General features: G+C 56.9%; 8 protein-coding genes. 4 read left to right on the top strand and 4 right to left on the bottom strand.

The window, feature by feature from the left end; genetic code table 11:
- The first annotated feature begins 12 nt into the window (after positions 1-12).
- Together QMG46_RS15435 and QMG46_RS15430 are read left to right on the top strand one after the other, a co-directional pair.
- The gene (locus QMG46_RS15435) at positions 13-1,119 is read left to right on the top strand and encodes an acyl-CoA dehydrogenase family protein (RefSeq protein WP_281848719.1); all 1,107 of its coding nucleotides are present in this window, start codon (positions 13-15) and stop codon (positions 1,117-1,119) included.
- Positions 1,100-2,140, top strand: coding sequence for an HAD-IIIC family phosphatase (locus QMG46_RS15430; protein ID WP_281848718.1), 1,041 nt, complete (start codon positions 1,100-1,102; stop codon positions 2,138-2,140). Before QMG46_RS15435 ends, QMG46_RS15430 begins: the two co-directional genes overlap by 20 nt.
- A gap of 53 nt (positions 2,141-2,193) precedes the next feature.
- On the opposite strand, the gene QMG46_RS15425 is transcribed toward QMG46_RS15430, so the two are convergent.
- The 4 genes from QMG46_RS15425 to QMG46_RS15410 form a co-directional block, all read right to left on the bottom strand.
- Positions 2,194-7,860, bottom strand: coding sequence for a non-ribosomal peptide synthetase (locus QMG46_RS15425; RefSeq protein ID WP_281848717.1), 5,667 nt, complete (start codon positions 7,858-7,860; stop codon positions 2,194-2,196).
- A 131-nt stretch (positions 7,861-7,991) separates the two neighbouring features.
- Positions 7,992-9,560: a carbamoyltransferase C-terminal domain-containing protein gene (locus tag QMG46_RS15420; RefSeq protein ID WP_281848716.1), complete on the bottom strand. Its 1,569-nt coding sequence runs from the start codon at positions 9,558-9,560 to the stop codon at positions 7,992-7,994.
- Between the two features lie 85 nt (positions 9,561-9,645).
- Entirely contained in the window at positions 9,646-10,650 is a 1,005-nt protein-coding gene (locus QMG46_RS15415; RefSeq protein ID WP_281848715.1) for a JmjC domain-containing protein, read from the bottom strand.
- A 380-nt stretch (positions 10,651-11,030) separates the two neighbouring features.
- Complete coding sequence (locus QMG46_RS15410) at positions 11,031-12,902, bottom strand: potassium transporter Kup (protein ID WP_281852908.1); 1,872 nt, start codon at positions 12,900-12,902, stop codon at positions 11,031-11,033.
- Positions 12,903-14,388: 1,486 nt separating this feature from the next.
- Between QMG46_RS15410 and QMG46_RS15405 the strand changes: the two genes are divergently transcribed.
- Positions 14,389-18,975, top strand: coding sequence for a type I polyketide synthase (locus QMG46_RS15405; protein ID WP_281848714.1), 4,587 nt, complete (start codon positions 14,389-14,391; stop codon positions 18,973-18,975).
- Positions 18,972-22,340, top strand: coding sequence for a non-ribosomal peptide synthetase (locus tag QMG46_RS15400; protein WP_281848713.1), 3,369 nt, complete (start codon positions 18,972-18,974; stop codon positions 22,338-22,340). Before QMG46_RS15405 ends, QMG46_RS15400 begins: the two co-directional genes overlap by 4 nt.
- Positions 22,341-22,344 lie beyond the last annotated feature (4 nt).

The following is a 22,344-nucleotide window of genomic DNA, read 5'->3' as shown; positions in this document are numbered from 1 at the left end:
GGAAAGACTTCTATGTTTCCAGCGGACTGGATTGATCTGTTGAACGAAATCGAAGCAGCGTCAGGCGCTGCCGACTCGGAGCAGGCCCTCGCGCCAGGCTTGGTGCATCACTTGCGCCGCAGTGGCTTGCTTGGGGCGACTGTGCCGAAAGAACACGGCGGTTTCGATTGGGGGGCAAGTCAAATCGGCCGTTTACACTACGAACTCGGCCGGCGCTGCACCTCCACGCGCGCCATAGTAACGGCGCATCAGCTGGTCGTCGAAGTACTCTGCCGATGGGGGACGCCAAGTCAAAATAGTCGCTGGCAACGACGGTTCGCCGACGGAACCGCTCTGGCGGCTTTTGCGCTTTCGGAGGAAGATGCGGGCGCAAATCCGGAGCGGATCTGTGCCAGTGCGGTGGCCGATGGCCCCGGATTTCGCTTGAGCGCCAAAAAGCGATGGATTACCGGCGCACGGATCGCCGATGCCATACTTGTGGCGGCATGCGTGGACGGTCAACCGACGGCATTTCTCGTAGAACTGCCTAATCCGTGCATAACAATACGCCCTATACACGATTTACTCGGGTTGCGCGGGGCGATGGTGGCAGAAGTCGAGTTTCGGGATGTGCCGGTTTCGCCGGAAGCCGTCGTCGGTCCGATCGGCAGTGGATTGCTGGCGATGGTGGGCACGGGTTTGGACCTGGGACGCTTCGTCACCGCATGGGGAGCTACGGGCATCCAGGCACAATGCTATCGTATCGTTCGGGAGTTCATGTTCCGGCCTGACGCAAGCGGGCGAAGACGCATCGATCATCAGCTCGTACGCCGACTGATGGCTGAGATGATGGTGAATCTACGTTCGAGTGAATTGCTTTGCAAGCATGCTGCGGAGCTTAGGGACTGTCGCAGTCCTGAGTCGGTCGGCGCCGGTATGTTGGCAAAGTATGCCTGCGCCAAGGCCGCAGCGGCGTCCACGAGAAACGCTGTGGAAGCCTTGGGCGCATTGGGCTGTTCTAGCGCCACACCGGTGGCGAGATTCTTTCGCGATGCGAAAGTACTCGAGATCATCGAAGGCACGAACGAAGTGCTTGAAGACGTAATGGGAACCTTTTGGCATGAGTGCTGCGAAACCTAATGTGTACAAGTGCGTCGTATGGGACTTGGACAACACGTTGTGGGAAGGCGTGTTACTCGAGTCCGACTCGGTCAAGCCCAAGGCGAACGTGATCCGCCTCATCCATGCGTTGGACGAGCGCGGCATCCTGCAATCCATAGCCAGCCGGGGTGAGGCGAGTCTGGCAAGCCAAAAAATCGCCGAACTCTTTGCGGACGACATTTTTTTTCATCCGCACATTACCTTTGAAGACAAGTCGAATTCGATTCGCGACATAGCCGCGAAACTCGATATTGGATTGAATTCCATCCTATTTGTCGATGACGATCCGTATGAGCGCGCCGAGGTGCAGCATGCGTTTCCCGCCGTCCACTGCATAGATGCGGCAGACCTCTCTTTGCTGGAATCGATCGCCGATCGTCCGCTCACCGAGTTCAGCGCGGACGCGCGTTCGCGGCGCGCCTACTACAAATCCAATCTCCTTCGTCAGCATGCCGAAGAGGCCCACACAGGCCATGAAGCAGAATTTAGACGAAGCCTGGATATGTTGCTGTCCTTGCGCCACGCCGAGCTGGACGACCTTGATCGGCTGCAGGAGCTGATCGCCCGCACCAATCAAATGAATACGTCGGGCCGCTACTTCGAACGGGAGTTATTGGAGCGGTACCTGCTGACCCGCGAAAAATGGATACTTGTGGGCGGCTACGCGGATAGATTCGGTTCGCTCGGCAGTGTGGCAATGTTTGTTATCAACAAGACGGACACGGTATGGGTGATCGAGTTAATGCTTGTCTCCTGCCGCGTCATTGCGCGAGGTGTGGGAGGCGCATTACTCGCCATGCTTTCCCAGCTTGCACTCGAGCATGACGTGCACCTGGAAGCCAACTACGTTCCGAATGAACGAAATCGCATCATGGCCATGACACTGGGCATGGCCGGCTTCGTCGAGCGCGCATCGACCGAGGCCGTGGTGCTGGAACTTGATCGCGTGCGCGCGTGTCCCTTGCCCACCGACGTTCGATGGCAGGTGCAATTTCCCTAGTCTTAGGTTCGCTGCGGTTGCCGTGGAATGAGGCACATATGCCATTGCCTCGGCTACACGGAATCGCGCGCTCCGAATTCGTCTGGACACAGGCGAATGCTAGTGGCTACGACCGTGGTTTCGGTGGGGCCATAAGTATTGATCCAGTCGCAGCGCGGCGCATTCTCGTGTCGCGCCCAGACTTTCCAGCGTAGCCATTCGGCTTTTTCGCCGCCCACGATCACCAGCCGCAAGCTCTTGCAAGTGTCCGCGGAAACCTCATCGAGCTGCTCCACCCAAGCGTGCCAGAACGCTGTGGGCAAGTCGGCGACGGTTACACGTTCCTTGTGCAAATAGTCGAAGAACTCCGTGTCGGGGGCCGAAAGATGTGTGGGACGGAGCACCAATGTAGCCCCGACTGACAAGGTGGGAAATATTTCTTCCACGGCCCCGTCAAAAGACAGCGCTGCAAACTGAAGAACCCGGTCTGCAGCATTTAGGTCGCAACGTTCGATGTGCGAATGGATAAGGTTGAGGACATTGCCATGTTCGATCATGGCGGCTTTCGGCGTGCCGGACGAGCCAGAGGTATAGCCCAAATAAGCCAGGTTAGCGGACGACTGCTCTATATCTGGGTTCCCAGTTGCTTCTTCGGACAGTCCTGACCAATCGAAATTTTCGTTAAGTCGCAAGATGCGAACGTGTTCCTGGATGGGAATGCCGGCGCGCGACGACTCCACGAGCAAAGCGCGCGGACGGCTGTCTTCAATGAAGAACGCCATCCGTTCGACCGGTGAAGCCGGATCAATGGCTACGTAGCAGGCGCCCGCTTTCAGTACGGCCAAAACTGCGACAATGGGGTTGAATCCACGCTCCAGGCACACGGCAACACGGTCGTCGGGCTCAATGCCAAGACGAAGCAATTGATGAGCAATATAGTTTGAGCGCTTGTTCAGTTCACCGTAGCTCAACGTCTCATCACCAAATCGGAGCGCGCAAGCGCCGGGGGTGGCTGCGGCGTGGCGTTCAAACAGGTGCTGGATTTGTTGTTGCGGCGGATAGTCAACGTGGGTCGCATTTACCTCGTACAGCAGCCACGCCTGTTCTTGCTCGTCGAGCATATTCAGTGAACACATGGGGTTCTGCGGCCGATTGGCAAGCTCCGCGGCGAGTCGCTTGAAATGCCCCGCCATACGCTCGATCGTCGATGAGTCGAACAGATCAGTGCTGTATTCGATCACGCATCCGAAGCTATGGGCTGCCTCCGTGATCGTTAGAGTCAGGTCGAACTTCGCGTTTGGCAGCAATTCGCTTATTGGTTCGAGCAGAAGGCCTGGAATGGTTTCGGGCGCTGCGTTTGGCTGGTTTTGCAGCACGAACAAGACATTGAAGAAATTGGTCGACCCCCGCTCTGGCCGTAACACGTCGAGCAGTTGTTCAAACGGGAGGTCCGGATGGGCGTAAGCATCCAGAGCCGTGGCCCGCACTTGCTCCAGAAGTTGAGCGAACGTCTGGTCGCCGTCGATTTCTAATCGCATGACTAGTGTGTTGAGGAACAGGCCTATCAGGCCTTCCACTTCCGTACTGCTGCGCTGCGTGATCGGGGTGCCGATGCAAATGTCTCGTTGTCCGCTGTAGCGGGCTAGCAGCACGCCGAAGACGGCCAGAAGCTGCATGAAAGGCGTGCAATGAGCCTTGACACCCGCACCGTTCAACGCGTCGACGGTAGCCCGGTCAAGTTGGAAGAAGAACGTCGCACCGCGATAGCTCGGCATCAAAGGCCGAATTCGATCGAAGGGCAGGTAAACGTGTTGGGACGCGCCACTGAGCTGCTTTGTCCAGTAGCCGAGCTGGCGACGAATCTCGTTGCTTTCCGCTCGTTGTCTTTGCCAGCGCGAGAAATCGACGTATCGAATTGGCAACGCGGGGAGAGAGGGAAGGACGCCGTGACAGAACGACAGGTACATCTGGCTCAACTCGGCGGACAATATCCCTAAGGACTGGCCGTCGCAAACGATATGATGCATGGTCAGCATCAAAACGTGTTCTTGGTCGTCCGTGCGCAGAAGATTGAGCCGCAGCAATGGCGCCTGGGTTAGATCGAAAGCTTTCTGTCCATCCTGTTGAATCAGGGTGCGTATGATCGCTTCGCGCTGAGACAGATCAAGGTAACGAAGATCGCTCCGTTCGATCTTCACGTCGACTTGCGTGGCGATGTCCAGATACGGGTTTCCATCCACGCTCAGAAACGATGCGCGAAGGATCTCGTGCCTTTCCACGATTTGTTGAAAAGCGGACTCTAGCGCTACGGTGTTCAATTCACCGCGAATGCGAACTGCCAGCGGCATGTTGTAAGCGGCGCTTCCCGGGTTCAGTTGATCAATGAACCAGAGTCGTTGCTGCGCATAAGACAACACCAGCTTTTCTCCTTGCGGTTCTCCTGCCGCACTTGGAGAAAGACGATCATAGTCGCTCGGCGGCGCCTGCTCCAAACGGGCCAGGAATCGTTCGATCGTCGGAGCATCGAAAAGGAGGCGCAGCGGGACTTGGCGACCGAGTAGGCCCTCAGTGCGCGCGACAACCTGGATGGCAGATAACGAGTGTCCACCGAGTTCGAAGAAGTCATCGCTCATACCCACGCGCTCGACCGAGAGAACCTTTTGCCAAATATCAGCCAGCTGCCATTGAAGCGACGTGGCAGGCGCGACGTATTCTCGCGAGGTGCGGAGTTCATCTGGTGTGGGCAATGCAGCCCTGTCCAGCTTCCCGTTGGTCGTCGTGGGGAAGGACTCAACGACGACGAATTGCGAAGGCACCATATATTCCGGAAGGACGTCTGCAAGGATCTGCCGCAGACCGATTGACGTCAGCTCATATCCGGGCTGCGGCTGCACATAGGCGACCAATCGTGCGCCTCGATCGGCTTGCTCGTGCAGCACAACCGCGGTGTTGCATACACCGGCGACCCGGGTCAAAGCCGACTCGATTTCGCCCAGTTCGACGCGAATTCCGTGCAGCTTTATTTGTGAATCGTTGCGCCCACAATATTCGATGGCGCCATCGGGGCGAAAGCGCGCAAGGTCGCCGGTCCGATACATCCTCTCGTGCGGGCTCTCGCCAAATGGGTTTCGCACGAAGCGCTCGGCGGTGAGTTCGGCGCGGTTGAGATAGCCACGAGCGACTTGAATCCCGCCTATGTATAGCTCCCCAATCATGCCGATCGGTGCCGGCTCAAGGAACTCATCAAGGATATATATCTGAGTGTTGGCTATCGGCCTGCCTATAGGGACTGCCGCTTCGTTCGGCGCCGCTCGACAGGCCCAGTGAGTTACGTCGATGGCAGCCTCCGTCGGGCCATACAGGTTGTGTAGGGCGACGGCCGGCAGTTTGCTTAAGAAATGGTCTTGAAGCGAGGGCGTCAGCGCCTCACCGCTACAGAGCACCTGAAGCAATGGTTTGCACGCGTTGGGAGCAAGATATTGCAGAAAGGTCTGCAACATAGAGGGGACGAAGTGGATGTGGGTAATTTGCTCCTGTTCGATGACACGTGCCAGGTAAAGAGGATCCTGATGCCCCCCAGGACGCGCCATGACTAGGCGTGCGCCGACCGACAAGGTGAGGAAGAACTCCCAGACGGAAACATCGAAGCCAAACGGGGTCTTTTGCAGAACCCGATCGCTGGTGGATAAATTGAATTCCGCACGCGCCCACAGCAGTCGATTGACAACGCCATCGTGTTGATTCATTACTCCCTTGGGCTGGCCGGTCGAGCCTGAGGTGTAAATCACATAAGCGAGATGATGCGGCATCAGCCCGCGGGCGCGCGCATCCGGGTCGTGTTCGCATTGCTCACTAAAATCATCCTGTTCGACATCGAGAATTGCAATCGCTGGATCGAGCGCGGGAACTACCAACGATTTGGTCGCGAGATGAAGCAGGATGGCGAGCGGGCTGCAATCCTTGAGTAGAAACCTAAGCCGCGCAGGAGGATGGTCCGGGTCCAACGGAACATAGGCGGCTCCAGCCTTAAGCACAGCAAGCAGAGCGACCACCATAGCCTCGCTGCGCTCCATGCATACGGCTACGCGATCGTCGGGAGCGACATTCAGCTGCAAGAGACGATGGGCCAGGCGGTTAGCCTTGCGGTTCAGCGCGTCGAAGCTTATGTGCTCGCCGTTGCATACCAGCGCAATAGCCCGCGGCGTTCGCTTAACCTGCTGCTCGAACATTTCGTGAAGTAGAAGATCTTGCGTGTACGGCAACGCTGTCGCATTGAAGCTCTTGAGCAGGGTTTTCCTGTCCAATTCGTCCAGAAAGGCAAGGCGACCGATTGGCAGATCTGGTCTGGCTGCAATCGAAGTCAACAATTGAATAAATTGTTTGATCATTCGCGTGATCGTTTCGCGCTCGAATAGTTCGGTACTGTACTCGAACGAACCGAGTAACTGACCTTCTGATTCAACGCAGTACAACGTCAGATCGAATTTCGCTTTGGTGGTCTCTTGCGCTAGCGATTCGATCGTCAAGCTTGGTAGTACCAATTTTCCAGACGGCGCATTCTGCAGAACGAGCATGGCCTGGAATAGCGGAGAGGTATCACTCTGATACCTCTTGATTCGCGATTCGACCAATTGTTCGAATGGCATGGCTTCGTGAGCGAAGTCGTCCAGCACGCTATCCCTGACCTGATCCAAGAGCGACACGAAGCTCTGTCGATGGTCTACGGATGTGCGGATGACCAATGTATTAAGGAAGAATCCGATCAACGGCCGCACTTCGGCCGGATTGCGGTTCGCGATCGGAGTTCCGATACAGATGTCGCTTTGACGGCTCATGCGCGACAAAAAAACGCAAAACGCCGCCATCAAAAGCATGAATGTCGATGCTTTACGAGTTTTGCCTATCTTCAATAACGCTGAAGAAATCTCGCGAGGGATCACAAAATCCTGCGCCGCACCCGCGTGGGTGGACTTGGATGTGCGTCTTTTGTTGGTTGTCAACGCAAGCGCGGGCGAGGCGCCGTCCAATCGACGTCGCCAGTAATCAAGCAGTTTGGCCGAGGCTTCGGTGTTTGCACCCTTGCGTTGCCAAATCGCGAAATCAGCATATTGAATCGGCAAATCCGACAACGGCGAAGGTTCATGGCGGGCAAATGCCTCGTACAAGGCACCAAGCTCCGCTACGAGAAGTCCTTCGGACCAGGCGTCGTATACGATGTGATGGATAGTGAAATGGATGATGTGCTCTTCGCAGGATAGACGAAACAGTAGCACCCGGAGCATTGGGCCGGTCGATAAATCGAACGGTGCGTCCGCTTGCTGCCGAGCCTGCGCATTCAGTTGTTTCTTCTGTTGCGCCGACGGGATATTTTCCAAGTCCACGATCGGCATCGGCAGATCGAAATTCGTGCAAACTTTCTGCCACGGCACGCCATCCTGCATACCGAATACCGTGCGAAGTACCTCATGTCGCCGCGCTACCTCTTGGAGGCTGCGTCGAAATGCTTGCGCATCGAAAGGTCCCGTTAAACGAAGCAATTTTGAGATGTTGTAACTCGTCTGTTCCGGATCGAGTTGATGAAGAAACCACAAACGCGCTTGGGCAAATGACAGCGGCAGCGGCTCGTTGTCATTCTTAGAGCTATTCGGAATTTGGCGGCCCTCCACTTGGATTGAAGAGCCTTTCAACCGCTGCGCAAGCAGCGAACGCTTGACCGAAGACAAGTTGTCATCAATAGCCATGTAAGCGCTTCCGTATTGATCTGATGTAGTTTCGCTGCCTCGAACCGCCTCTCAACGTTGCCGCTCGGCGCCCATCTTCTTATCCCTGCGGGCACTTTGCGCCACAACGGCAAAAAACGTCTATCCCGGTGTCAGAGCTTACGGGGCAGCCTCCGTCGATAGAAAGTCGATGCGACGACAAATCCGTCAATGTCATGCTCGTAAACATAGCGTACGAGATCGGAAAGCCGATTGATGAACCCCGCGCCCGAGAAGTTCAACGACGTGTTGCACAAAACGCCCAGGCCGCTGATGGTTTTGAATTCGCTAAGCAGGCGGTGTAGCGCTGGATTTTGTTCCTCGGTTACCGATTGCGAGCGCGCCGTGCCATCGACATGCGTTACGGCCGGGATAGTGTCGGACAGGACTTCTTGGAAAAACAGCATGTACGGGCTGGCAGTGGCGGGACTAAAGAGCTTGCTCAGGTCCTCCTCCAGGCAAACAGGCGCTATCGGCCGAAACATCTCTCGATTTTTGATTCTATTGAGGCGTATACGCATGTCTGCCGACGAAGCCGATGCCAATAGCGATCTATTTCCCAACGCGCGCGGCCCGATTTCGCATCGCCCCTGCACCCAAGCCAGTACGTCGCCATTATGGAGGCACTTGGCGATGTGCTGATAATCGAGAGGCGTGGCCTCGAAGGCGCTTAGATCGGCATCATCGAACAGAAATTCCTCCCCGGCATAGACATTCCACCGGAGCTTTGCCTCGCCTGAATAGAAATGCATCGCGTCAATCGCAGTGCCAATGCCCGCACCCATGTCGTTGGTGCAAGGCGGGACGAATACATCGGAAAACTGACCGCTGGAACGCCATGCACTGTTCCAGTCGCAGTTCAGACCGCATCCTCCTGAAATCAGTAGCGGCAGCCCGGTCTGGAGATTTTCCTTTGCGTAGTCCATGAATCTCCGAAGTATTTCCTCGGAGTGCACTCGCGCAAGATCTTTGAACTCTTGCGACTCGACCCCGATATTGAAATAGGGGCTATTAGACAGATGAGCCTTCGGATTCGGAATCGACTCCACATCTGCATTCAGAACGATGTCAATCAATTCCCGCTGCTGCGGACTGGCCGTGCCGGCTCTTCCATATGCCGCCAACGCCATCAATTTTCCGGGATCCTCTGCGCGGAGCGTGGTACGATCGGGCGCATACTTTGGATCGGCAAGTGCATAGAGAAATGCATATCGTCGGCCAGGGTAGGAGAGCACGTCGCCAATCTTGTGGATACGAACCTCGGAATCGACGTAGTAAAAAGCGCCGATGTTTCCCTCGTAAACCAAGGCGTAGCACGGCTGGCCTTGAGGCCAGGGCGAAAGTCCGTAGCTGCACATGACATGCGCGCGCTCGTGGGAGGAGGAGAAGGTCTTGATCTTTCTCCCAAGAAACGTTTGATCTGTGCTACTGACCGCATCTATCCCGTAGTACCCGCTGCCAACGCTGGTTCGAACGTCTCCCGGACCCTCGAACCAACCCGAGAGAGCTACAACGTCGGGGAAGTCCGGCACGTACTCGAATGCGCGAAGATAATGCTCCGGTGACAGTCCCGCATACCTGGCTTTACTGTCCTTCTCGGCTTCGAACGAAAATATAAGTTCTGAGTCGCGAACATAAACGATATGTCCATCATGCCCCGCCTTGAACGAAAGAATTTTCACTGTCGAATCACCATGACGCCGCGTGTACAGAACATGTGTCACCACTTAGCAAGTTATCTTGCGAGGCGGTACCTCGAAAGCTGCCTTATTCCCTTCCTTCCATCGAGAATGTGCCGCGCGCGACTTCGGAAGTTATATGGCGCATAAAGGCCCCAAAATCGCCTCCCTGAGCGAATACTCCCGTCGCCTGTTCCATACAGGCGAACCATGCGCGCCGCGCGCTGTGAAGCGGCCCGTTGCTCGCATCGCCACTGTCGCATAGGCTCATCAAGTCTTTCGACGACGCGATCGGGACATGGAAGCGCGCTGCATACGTTTCATGCAGGAGCGTCAGACTCTGCAGCAGAAATTCGGGAAGTGTGGGTACCTTGACGGCGTATGCCAAGTGGAGGGAGTCTTCGATGGTCGCTGCGGAGTGCCACGTTCCGGCCGGGAGGAATAGGCAATCGCCCGCTGACAATTCAAGCTCCGTATAGGTGTGCGGCACTTGCGACGCTGGAATACTCGTGAGCCCCAACGCGCCGCATAGTGAAGGATCCATCCCCTTGCGCCAACTGTCGTAGCCGGTGGGTGGAACGGTCGGTCGGTCGAAGTATTGGTTCTTCGCGATACGGAAGCTTTTCCTGCCCGCAACTTGAAGTATGAATAAGTGATGCCTATCCCAATGCCACCGCAGCCCATATGAGGGTTTGGCGGCGAATGCGAGCCAAAAGCGCTCAAGCACCGGAGCAGGGAGCACCACAGGCAGGTCGAGCTCCGTGTCAAGCGCGTTGGCAAACTGCGGGAGAGGCTCTTCCGATAGGCCGCCCATGTACACCGTGCGGCCTTGACGCAGCGAGATTAAAGCTTCTTCCTGGGAAGCCCCGAATGCTTGTGATACGAGGTTTTTACCATTCTGGTCCGGCTTGTCCACGCGGTATTCGCCGCACTTCATGTGTAGCGCATCGGCCGGCGAGAGAAACAACGGGTTTTCGGCAATCTCCGGCAGGCGAGAAAGCGACGCGCTCACGTAAAGCGATTCGTGAAGCCAGTAGCGTGAAAGAAATTCCTGCAGCGTTGTTCCTGTAAAAAATCTTTCGATCAAAGACATGAAGAACTCCCTGAGTTTGGTCGCACTATCTGACGCTATCAAACGGCGCAAAGATTGCAGCTGCGGCTTCGAGTCTATAGATAGCCATTCTGTTAATCTCATCCTCGGAAGAGGCGCTGCGCGAAACGGTCGATCTCCACTCTGATCGTGGCCACCACCGGCAATATGGCGAGTGAGCGGCTCAATCGTGAAAGCTGTACTAACGCACCGGTGATGTCAACCTCGACACAGGCACGAGGAGTCCACCGACAGAACTGCCTCTGACAAACTCGGTGCGGATCGTTGGTCCGGTCGGTAACGGTAAAATGCGCCCGCCGCACGGCTGGCTTGGAGAAGACGTTGAAAACGTAACCTGGTTCTGCAACTTGTGACTGGCATACTTAGATCTCCACTTGCGCGCCCAGCACAATCATGCGGTTTCCAGGAATGCAGAAGAAGGTCGTGGCGGGACTCGCGTTTCGGGCAAGGAAGGAGAACAGCTTGTCGCGCCACAGTGACATGCCGTGGCGACGGGCCGATACGACGGTCTCGCGACTCAGGAAGAAAGTCGTATCCATCATGTCGAAATTCAGATCCTTCGTTCTGCAGTTCTGCAAGGCTTGAGGGATATTTGGCTCCTCAGAGAAGCCAAAGCGCAGTACTACGCGATAGAATTTGTGTCCGAGCGCAGTGATTTCGGCACGCTCACCGTGTTCCGCTAATGGCGTATCCAGCGACTCCACAGTCAGAAGAATGTTGCGCTCGTGGAGTACCTTGTTGTGCTTGAGGTTGTGCAGCAATGCATTTGGCACATTGCTAGGGTTAGCCGTGAGGAAGATAGCCGTTCCCGGCACGTGCGGCGGCGGATGCGCGACAACGCTCTCGATGAATGGCTCAAGCGCCAGGCCCGATTGCTTCAATTCGCGCAGCAAGAGTTCGCGCCCTCTGCGCCATGTGCTCAAGATGAGGAAGGATCCCAGGCCAAGGACCAGGGGGAACCAACCGCCTTCGGCAATCTTGAACGCGTTTGCCCCTAGCAGTGACAGATCAATGGAGATGAATAACAGTCCGACGGCGATAACCAAAGTGCGGTTCCATTGCCATAAGCGGCGCTCGACGATCAGGGCGAGCAGCGTGGTTATCAGCATTGTGCCGGTTACGGCAATGCCATAGGCGGTGCCGAGATTCTCCGAGCTGCGAAAACCCAGGACGGCCGCTATGACGAAAACCAGCAATGTGCGATTGACTGCGGGTAGGTAGATATCGCCTCGTGTTTCGCGTGACGTGTGCTTGACTTCCATGCGCGGCGCAAAGCCGAGTTGGATAGCCTCGCGCGTCATCGAGAATGCTCCGGAGATCACCGCCTGAGAGGCAATGATGGCGGCGCTCGTTGCCAGCACCAGCATGGGGATCCGCAACGCATTCGGCACCAGAAAATAGAACGGGTTGGCTATCGCTTCGGGGTTGTTTAGCAACAATGCGCCTTGACCAAAATAGTTCAGCACAAGGGCAAACGAAGCCAGGCCGAACCATGCTGCCCGTATTGGCTGCTTGCCAAAATGGCCCATATCAGCGTACAGCGCCTCGCCGCCAGTAATCGCAAGCACGACGCCACCGAGAGCGAGAAAGCCATGAAGACCATTCTTTAGAAAGAACGCGACACCGTAGTATGGATTCAGAGCCATCAGCACATGCGGCATGGCGATCAGCTCCTTGGCGCCAAGAATGGCTATGGTGACAAACCATAGCAACATCGTGGGTCCGAATATTGAGCCGACCTTGCCGCTACCGCGGTTCTGGATAAGAAACAAAGTGAGCAGGATAGCGACGGAAACTGGGACTACGAAATGGCCCAGTGAGGGCGCTGCCACTTTAATGCCTTCGACCGCGCCGAGTACGGACATCGCTGGCGTTATTACACCGTCACCGTAAAACAGCGACGCACCGAGCAGGCCTAGCACGACGACAATGTGATGCATTCGGTTGTTGCCGCGAACGCCCCGTTGAGCGAGCGCCATTAGAGCTAAAATGCCGCCTTCGCCCCTATTGTCGGCGCGCATGATGAAGACAATATATTTAACCGAGACAACGAGTACCAGCAGCCAGAATACGAGAGATAGCACTCCGAACACGTTCGCCTCGGAGATGGCAAGATTGGTGCCACCAAAGGTGTTCCGGATGGTATATAGAGGGCTGGTGCCAATGTCGCCAAAGACAATTCCAAGCGCCGCAATAGCCTTGCGGACCAAAGCCTTGTTGTCGCCGCCATTCATCGATATTTGCCCTGCATTCGGATTAGCGATCATCTGAACAAAACGATTTCAGCGCGCGGCGCGAAACTATTTGTGGGTTCGTCTTCATGTCGATCGCGCCAGCATTCGTTTTCGGAGGGATCACTCGGCTATACCACCGCCTCTGCTTCAGGCGCACATTCCTGCCGCGGTTCGCAATTAATTGCGCACTGTCCACAGGCAAACTGCCAACCGAGGAACGAAAAAGAGGGGTGTGATTCGCGGCCGAGCTTATGTATGTACGGGTATACAAAGTGTAAGTCTCTTCGCTGGACAGGTTGCTGCCGTGAGGATCGGTTAACAGCGCCGTTGAAGGCCTTCCGTACCTTGATCGCTCGATTTCGCTTTAGTACTGTAGCATGGGGTTTGCTGATTACTCCGTAGCTCTAGCCGCGAACGTGCGATTCTGAGACGTGCAGCGGCGAAGATCACGCTGCCTTCGTTCGCGGATGCCATCATGGCGATCAACTTCGTGCAATTACAGAAAGCTTGTCGATGGCCGAGTTCATTCAACAGTATTGATACCAAAGCTCAAGCGCTATCGCGCTCTGAGTCGCGTGAGCGCGGGCACTATGACGTCGTTCGCGCCTCCGTTGCCATTGGCGGATTTACTATCGGTACCGTGTCTCCCGTCACAATTCTATGCTGACCAGCTAACCGGCGCGACACATCTTCGATGTGACCATTCGACTTCCGACTAGACTCGCCTTGCCGATTCGATGGCATGATCATCGGTACACGAGGTGACGAAAAGCCTGAGCGTACGCGCGGCCGCCGAAGGTCGCGCGGGGGAGTGACTATGGCTTCTTAGCGCCTCTAAGCGCTGTCGACGGGTGCCATAGCGTGCGGTCAAACGGAAGAAATTACGTACTACTGCCCAGCCTGGAAGATGAGGCTTGTGGACAGCGTTTGGGAGAGCGCCAATGCCGCGCCAGCGTGCTCGGCGGAGATCAAACCTGGACCGGCACGCCGTACAGAGCGAGATGTGATGGAGTGCGAAGCGCCGAGTGCGGGGCGGTGACGACGATGTTCTGTAAACCGAAGAAGAAGGCGAACTTCTCTGACGCACTTACGTAGCGACTATGGCCGAGCACATGCTCTCGCTGCGAACCGTGTGGCGACGTGATCTTTGCGCGCGCTGAGCGTTCTCGCATGGGCTGCTGCTCAAGGCGCTACGTCAGTACGATCAGTGAGGCTTCACTGTGTCGGCGAGGGGCAAGTTCCTTCGCGGCAAATTGCTGACGTATCGGTCAAACTGTCCTAGGATTCGATGGGGCTGATCGGAATGACACACGTATTGTCCGCAGTGGATCGCGCACTCCAGTGGAGCCGATGATGGAGAGTTAGTTAGACTGACTTGATTGAAGACGTATGGCAGTAGTTGAAGATGCTCGCTCTTGGCGATCAAGACTAGGGTCGAGTTCTGGCAAGCCGCAGGCGCGCCGCCAATTTGATGAGGATCAGTGATATGGTCGGACAACGGTCGGTTGATCAAATTGCGGTCATCGGCATGGCGGGAAGATTTCCTGGGTGTGACGATGTCGATGCCTTTTGGACAAATCTTTGCGCCGGCTTAGACATGATTCGCCATCTCGACGATGAAGAATTGTCAGCCGCGGGTGTCGACGCGAAGACACTGGCCGACAAGAACTACATTAAGCGCGCGGCAACAGTCCGCGATTCGGACCTCTTCGATGCATCTTTCTTCGGCATAACCCCGCGCGAGGCTGCCTTAACCGACCCGCAGCATCGGCTATTTCTCGAAGCGGCTTGGGAGGCGCTGGAAAGTGCGGGTTATGCGCCGACCGCCGAAGCTTCTGCTATTGGAGTTTTCGCAGGCGTCGCAACGAACGGTTATTTCCTAGGCAACCTCCTGGGCGAGTCGCAAGCAGACATGTCCGCCGCAGCGATGCAGATGCTTGTGGGCAACGAAAAAGATTTCCTCTGCACTCGGGTCGCCTACCATCTCAATCTCACCGGACCAGCCGTATCGGTGCAGACGGCGTGTTCGACTTCTTTGGTTGCCGTGCATATGGCTTGCCAGAGCATTCGCAACGGTGAATGCGAGATGGCGCTGGCCGGGGGGGTATCGGTGACAGCCCTGAAGCCTCAAGGTTACCGGTACGTCGAGGGCGGTGTTACTTCCAGAGACGGGTATTGTAGGGCATTCGATCGACGCGCCTCCGGCACGGTGGGAGGGGATGGATTGGGAGTAGTCGTATTGAAGTGCCTCTCCTCTGCATTGCGGGATGGCGATACTGTGCACGCCGTCATCTGTGGCTCCGCCACGAACAATGATGGCCTGGACAAGATTGGCTTCACTGCGCCCAGTGTCAACGGCCAAGTTGCCGTCATTCAAGAAGCACTACGAGCGGCAGGACTATCCGCGGACGCAATCTCTTATGTAGAGGCGCATGGCACCGGAACCGTACTTGGCGATCCGATCGAAGTGCGGGCGTTGGAAAATGCATTCGCATTGTCGGGAGCTGGGTCGCGCAAGGCGCGTTGCGCGCTGGGTTCGGTGAAGACGAACATCGGACATTTGAACACGGCAGCGGGGGTGGCGGGCCTGATCAAGACGGTGCTTTCGCTCAAGCATCGGCAGATTCCGCCAACGCTGCATTACGAGTCGGCCAATCCACACATCGACTTTGCAAACAGCCCGTTCGAAGTGAACGCGACCCTTCGGGCGTGGGAGGTGGACACCGGGCCGCGCCGTGCGGGCGTGAGTTCGTTCGGCATTGGCGGAACAAATGCACATGTGATCGTGGAAGAGTCGTTGCAGGAAGCGAGCGAAGCGAGTGAACGGCCGGTACACGTTGTGTTGTTGTCGGCACGCACGGCGGGCTCGCTGGAAGGAATGAGCGGGAAGCTGTCGAAGTATTTGCGAACGACGCAGGCAGATTTGGCGGATGCGGCGTACACGAGTCAAGTGGGGCGAAAGCATTTCGCACTGCGACGCGCCGTGGTTTGCCGCACGGGGGGGCAAGCGGCGGACGCGCTGGAGTCGCGGGCGTTAGAGGCGGCGACGGCGGTGAAAGGCCCGTCGGAAGTGGTGTTCCTGTTTCCGGGGCAGGGTAGTCAGATGGTGAACATGGGGCGCGAGCTGTACGCGCACGAGGACGTATTTCGAGAAGAATTGGACCGGTGTCTTGAGCAGTTGGGTCGCTGGCAGGGAGAGGGGCTGCGGCAAATTTTGTTTCCGGCGGCGGGAGACGAGACGCAAGCGCAAGAGCAGCTACGGCGGACATGCTATGCGCAGCCGGCGTTGTTCGCAGTGGAATATGCATTGGCGAAACAACTGGCATCGATGGGGATCGAGCCGGCGGCCATGATTGGCCACAGCGTCGGTGAATATGTGGCGGCCTGCCTGTCGGGGGTAATGAGCCTGGAAGAGGCCTTGTATGTGGTGTGCCGGCGTGGGCAGCTGATGGAATCGCTGCCAGGCGGGGTGATGCTGTGGGTGCAAGCAACGCCGACGCAGTTGAAGCCACTGCTGGGCGAGGAGATGTGGTTGTCGGGGTTGAATGCACCGCAGTTGTGTACGGTGTCGGCGAGCGAGACGTCTGTGGGTGAGCTGGAGCGCCGATTGAAGGATGCGGGCTTGGTGCACCAGCGACTGCAGACATCGCATGGGTTTCACTCGGGCCTGATGGACCCGATGTTGGCGTCGTTCGCCGACTGTCTGAAGGGAATGGAGCTGAAGGCACCGCAGCGTCCGTACCTGTCGAACGTGAGTGGCGATTGGATCACGGCAGCCGAGGCGTGCGAGGCAGGTTACTGGGTATCGCATATACGCGAACCGGTGCAGTTCAGTGCGGGTCTGTCGAAGTTGTTGGAAGGCGAGAACCGGGTGTTGCTGGAAGTGGGTCCGGGGACGGCGCTGACGGTATTGGCGCGGCAGCAGAAGCCGGATGTGAAAGCGTTTGGCGTGTTGCCCTCGGCGCGCAGCGGGTCGAGTGCCCAGGAAAGTTGGTGGGAGGCGATCGCTGCCTTGTGGGAGAGCGGCGTAGAGGTGGATTGGAAGCAGACCTACGGACAGGAGCGGCGGCGGCGTATTCCGCTGCCGAGCTACGTGTTCGAAAGGCAGCGCTATTGGATCGAGGGGGCGACGGCCGATCGGAAGGTAGCCAGCGCCGCGCCCGAAAGGCGAGGTGAGGGCATCGATAATTGGTTTTATGCGCCGAGCTGGAAGCGCACGGAAGGTGCCCGCCGCGGCGAACCGGAGCGGAAACGCCATCTCGTGCTAACCGACCGGTACGGTCTGGATCAGCATTTTGTGACGCAACTGAAGGCATGGGAAACGGACGTGCTGATGGTTGAGCCGGGTGAGCTGTTCGAGCAGAGCGGGACGAACAACTGGCGACTGGACCCGAGAAATGCCTCACATTACGAACAATTGTTGCAGTCATTGCAATCGCAGGGCCGCTTGCCGGACCGGATCACCCACTTATTGAGTTTGACACCTGGCGAAGGGCCGGTAGAGGTGTCCCTGGACGATGGCGTGCACAGCGTGTATGCGCTATGTGCGGCCTACCAGAAACTGGGAATCGTGCAGCGGACACAGCTGACCGTGGTGAGCAACGGTGTGCATGCGGTGACCGGACAGGAAAAGCTGTACGCGGAAAAGGCGACGATACTTGGGCCGTGCCAAGTGGTGCCGTTGGAACAACCGCAGATCCGGTGTCGGCACATCGACGTGGAGATCGAGAAAGATTACTCACTGAGCGAAAAACAGAGCTCGCGGTTGGTGCGCGAAATATGCCGCGACGACGGGGCGGCGCGAGTGGCCTACCGCGGGAGCTATCGGTGGGAGCATGGGTACGAGGCGGTGACCCTGGAGCGCAGCGAGGTACCGGTGCTTCGCGACAACGGGGTTTATCTGATCACGGGAGGACTTGGCGGAATTGGCCAGTGCTTTGCCGAGTATGTGGCATCGACCGCGCGGGGCGTGCAGCTGGTCTTGGTTGGGCGCACGCCGCTGCCGGCAGAAGTGGACTGGCCGAGGTACATGGCGGATGCACAAGCAGACGAAGCACTACTGCGAAAGCTGACGCAGATCCAAGCCCTGCGTGAACGCGGAGCGCAGGTGCGATACGTGGCGGCGGACGTGGCTGTGGCAGCGGATGTCACTCGCCTGGCGGATGCGCTGCGCGCCGAAGGACTCTCGGTACACGGGATATTCCATGCCGCGGGCGTATCCGGGGCGGCGCCTGGAGAAGCTAACGACGAACGTGGCATGAACGTAATGATGGCGCCCAAAGTCGTGGGAACCCGCTTGTTGTTGCAAGCAATAGACCCCCTACCGCTTGACTTTGTGCTGCTGTGCTCATCGATGAGTACAGTAGCGCCTATTATTGGTCACTCCGCGTACAGTGCAGCCAACAGCTTCCTGGATACAGTGTCCTTCGAGCTACGCAGCCGTGGCGTCAATGCGACAGTTGTGAATTGGAGCACCTGGCAAGGCGTGGGCATGGCCGTTGACCACGCAATGCGCTTGCCGGCGGATCTGCGTGAGCAGCAGTTGATCTATCTCTCGCAGTGCATCGGGCCGAACGATGCACCGGCCTTGTTCGAGCGCATATTGAATTCCGGCCCCCTTCCGCAAGTAATCATTACTCCAGTCGATCTCGAATCGGTGAGAATCGGAACCAAAGCGCTAAACAAAGCCATCGCCACCCAAAACAGCGACAACCCAAATGGCACAAATATTTCGGGTGCGCGGCCCCTGCTGAAGACCGTCTACCAGGAGCCGGCGAATGATGTGGAACACGCTCTCGCGGAGATTTGGCAGGATCTGTTCGGCATCGAACACATCGGCAGAAACGACGACTTTTTCGAACTCGGCGGCCACTCGCTGCTCGCGACGCAAGTCGTCTACCGAGTTCGCAACGCGTTCGAAATCGACATGCCTCTGCGTGACCTGTTCGAGCTTCCGACCATCGCAGCGCTCGCTGAACGGGTGGAGGAAGTGGTGCGATTGGAGATCGAAAATATGTCCGATCTCGAGGCACAGCGGTTGGTAGATGAATTGAACGCCGGTACAGCAGCATGACGACAGGCCAAGGACTCTCTCCGGAAAAGGAGGCTCTGCTGGCTAAGCGGCTCAAGGGCGCGCTCGGTAAGCAGAACACTGCGATGGCTTCGGCGCGGCTGACGAATGCAGAGGAAGGAGCCCCGCTGTCGTTCGGACAGCAGCGCTTGTGGTTCATCGACCAGTTCGAGTCTGGGCAAACACATTACAACATTTCCCAGTCGATCCGCATGCGCGGAGCGCTAGACGTGAATGCCCTGCGACGGAGTTTGAACGAAGTGGTGCGGCGGCACGAAATGCTGCGCACAGTCTTTGAAATGAAGAACGGAGTGCCGCGACAAGTAGCCCACGCGCACATCGATATTCCGCTGCCCGTCGTCGATTTGGACGGCATGTCGGAAACAGAGCAGCGAGCGCGCGTTTCACTGCTGCGCCACGAGCAGGCGAGCCTGCGCTTCGATCTGACGACAGGTCCGCTTCTGCGCTTGCTGCTACTGAGCATCTCTCCTCTTGAACACGTACTTCTGTTCACCATTCACCACATTGCCTACGATGCCTGGTCGCAGGGTATTTTGATACGCGAACTCGGAATTCTGTATGAAGCTTTCACGCGCGGCGAGGCATCGCCGTTACCTGAACTCTCCGCACAATATGCCGATTATGCGCTGTGGGAACGGCGGTGGCTCGACGGCGAAGTAACAACACGGCAGTTGGGATACTGGAAAGAGCGTCTGGGCAACGCACCCCAATTGCTTTCCTTGCCGCTGGATCGGCCGCGGCCGCCGATTCAAACCCACAACGGAGAGGAATACCGGTTTTCGGTTGATCCGGTTATTTGCCAGAAGCTCAAGGGCCTTGCGCGCGAGAATCAGGCGACGCTATTCATGGTTTTGGCAGCTGCATTTAGCGTGTTCCTATCGCGCTACTCGGGGCAAGAAGACATTTGCATCGGCACGCCTGTGGCGAACCGAAACAACGCGGGCAGCGCTCCGCTCATAGGATTCTTCGTCAATACTCTGGTGCTTCGGACGCAAGTCGACTGGGAGGTCGATTTCAGCGAGCTTTTGAGGCAAGTGCGCAAGCATGCGCTGGACGCTTACGAGCACCAAGACCTGCCTTTCGAGCGCTTGGTGGACGGCCTCAAGCTGGAGCGCAACGTTTCGTTTTCGCCTTTGTATCAGGTAATGCTCGTGCTTCAGAACGCTTACTCCGATGATTTGCGGATCGGGGATCTGGATATCGAGGTCGAGATTGGCGAGCGCTTTGTTGCCAAGCACGACCTTACCTTGGACATCATGGAAATCGATGATGGGCTGTTATGTTGCCTTGAATACAACATCGATCTCTTCGAGCGGGAAACGGCCGCGAGAATGATGGATAATTTCGTCATCTTGTTGTCTTCGATCGTCGCGTCGCCGCGACATCCGATCGGTCGATTGAAATTGTTAAGCGACAGCGAACAACGGAAATTGCTACGAGATTTCAACGCGACACGCCAACGGTTTCCGCAAGATGTAACAATCCACCAACTATTCGAACGGTATGCGGCGCGTCATCCCGATGCCATTGCGCTCGAGTTTGAAGGCCTTGAACTTACCTACGCGGAAACGAATCGCAGAGCAAATCGGCTGGCGCACCATTTGATCGAGCAGGGAATCAGGCCTGGTGATCGCGTGGCTATTTGTATGGAGCGCAGCACTGAGATGGTGGTGGGACTCATTGCTGTGCTGAAAGCAGGGGCGGCTTATGTGCCTTTGGACCCGGACTATCCGATCGAACGCCTACAGTTCATGTTGGATGACAGCGAGCCTGCGTTGATGCTTGCTCATGAGCCGACGAGGCGCCAAACGTCCGAGCTGCGGAGTATGAGCGGCTGGGTCGTGGTCGATGCCGACGACACGGCATTTACTGGCATTGCACAGCATGATCCGGATTCGCATGCACTGGGCATCCACGCGCAAAACCTGGCTTACATCATATACACCTCCGGCTCAACCGGCCAGCCCAAAGGAGTGATGAATCAGCATGACGGCGTGGTCAACCGCTTGCTATGGGCGCAGCAGCAGTTCGCACTAACACCTACGGATCGCGTTTTGCAGAAAACCCCATTTTCCTTCGACGTGTCGGTGTGGGAATTCTTTCTCCCGCTGCTGTCCGGCGCGCGCTTGGTTCTGGCAAGTCCCCGTGGGCATAAAGACCCTCACTACCTGAGCTCCATCATCGCGCAGCGCTCGATCACGGTAGTGCACTTCGTGCCGCCAATGCTGCATGCGTTCCTTAACTATGGGGATATGCGTGCCTGCGGCACGCTTCGCCATGTATTGTGCAGCGGAGAGGCCTTGCCGCGAACCTTGCAGATAAGATTCCATGGCGAGTTACCGCGAACCTCCCTGCACAATTTGTACGGCCCAACCGAGGCCGCGGTCGACGTCACGTACTGGCATTGTCAGCCGGACGAACAGCACGGCTCGGTACCCATCGGTCGATCGATCGCGAACACGCAGATCTACGTTTTAGACAGATTCGGGCAGCCGGCACCAATCGGCGTCGTTGGGGAGCTCTATATCGGCGGAATACAGGTGGCTCGTGGCTATCTGAAACGTCCGCAGTTGACTGAGGAACGGTTCGTCGAAGATCGCCTTGGAGATCTTCCTGGCATGCGGCTGTATCGAACGGGCGATCTTGCGCGTTATGGCGCCGACGGCGTACTCGAATATTGTGGGCGCACCGATTTTCAGGTGAAGTTGCGCGGTTTTCGCATCGAGCTCGGAGAGATCGAAATGGCGCTCGCTCGCATTGTCGAAGTTTCCGAGGCAGCAGTCACCGTACTCGACGAGTCTGGCGACGACAAGCAACTGGTGGCTTATGTCCGAATGTCTGCATCAACTTCGAAGTCGGAACACGATTTGCGCCAAGCGCTAAGTTCAATGTTGCCCGAGCACATGTTGCCGGGACATATTGTCATGATTGATCGTTTTCCTCTGACTGCGAACGGCAAACTCGATCGCACCGCTTTGCCGCGTCCCGGGAAGAGAGTCACTAAAACGCCGAGTGAACCCTGTACTCCAACTCAGCGGTTGCTGTCTTCGGCCTGGATGGAAGTGCTCAAGGTCGAGGATGTGGGTATCCATCAAAACTTTTTCGAACTAGGTGGCCATTCATTGCTTCTGCTGCAGCTTCACGCCATTTTGTGTGCGCGCCTGGGAATACACCTGCAGATTGTGGACTTGTTCCAATACCCGACCATCGAAAAACTGTCTTGGTTTATCGACCGGCTCTCGGCAGGCGGCCTGTCATCAGTTGCGGGGGTTGAGCCACAGCAGGAGACGCCCCGTGCGAGCGTCGAGCCGCTTGTGGGCACGGACGGAGAATCCGTTGCTCGTTAGCAAC

It is taken from the genome of Dyella sp. GSA-30 (assembly GCF_027924605.1).
Lineage (GTDB): Bacteria > Pseudomonadota > Gammaproteobacteria > Xanthomonadales > Rhodanobacteraceae > GSA-30.
The sequence above is the reverse complement of the archived record's forward strand: the minus strand, read 5'-3'. Positions and strand labels throughout refer to the sequence as shown.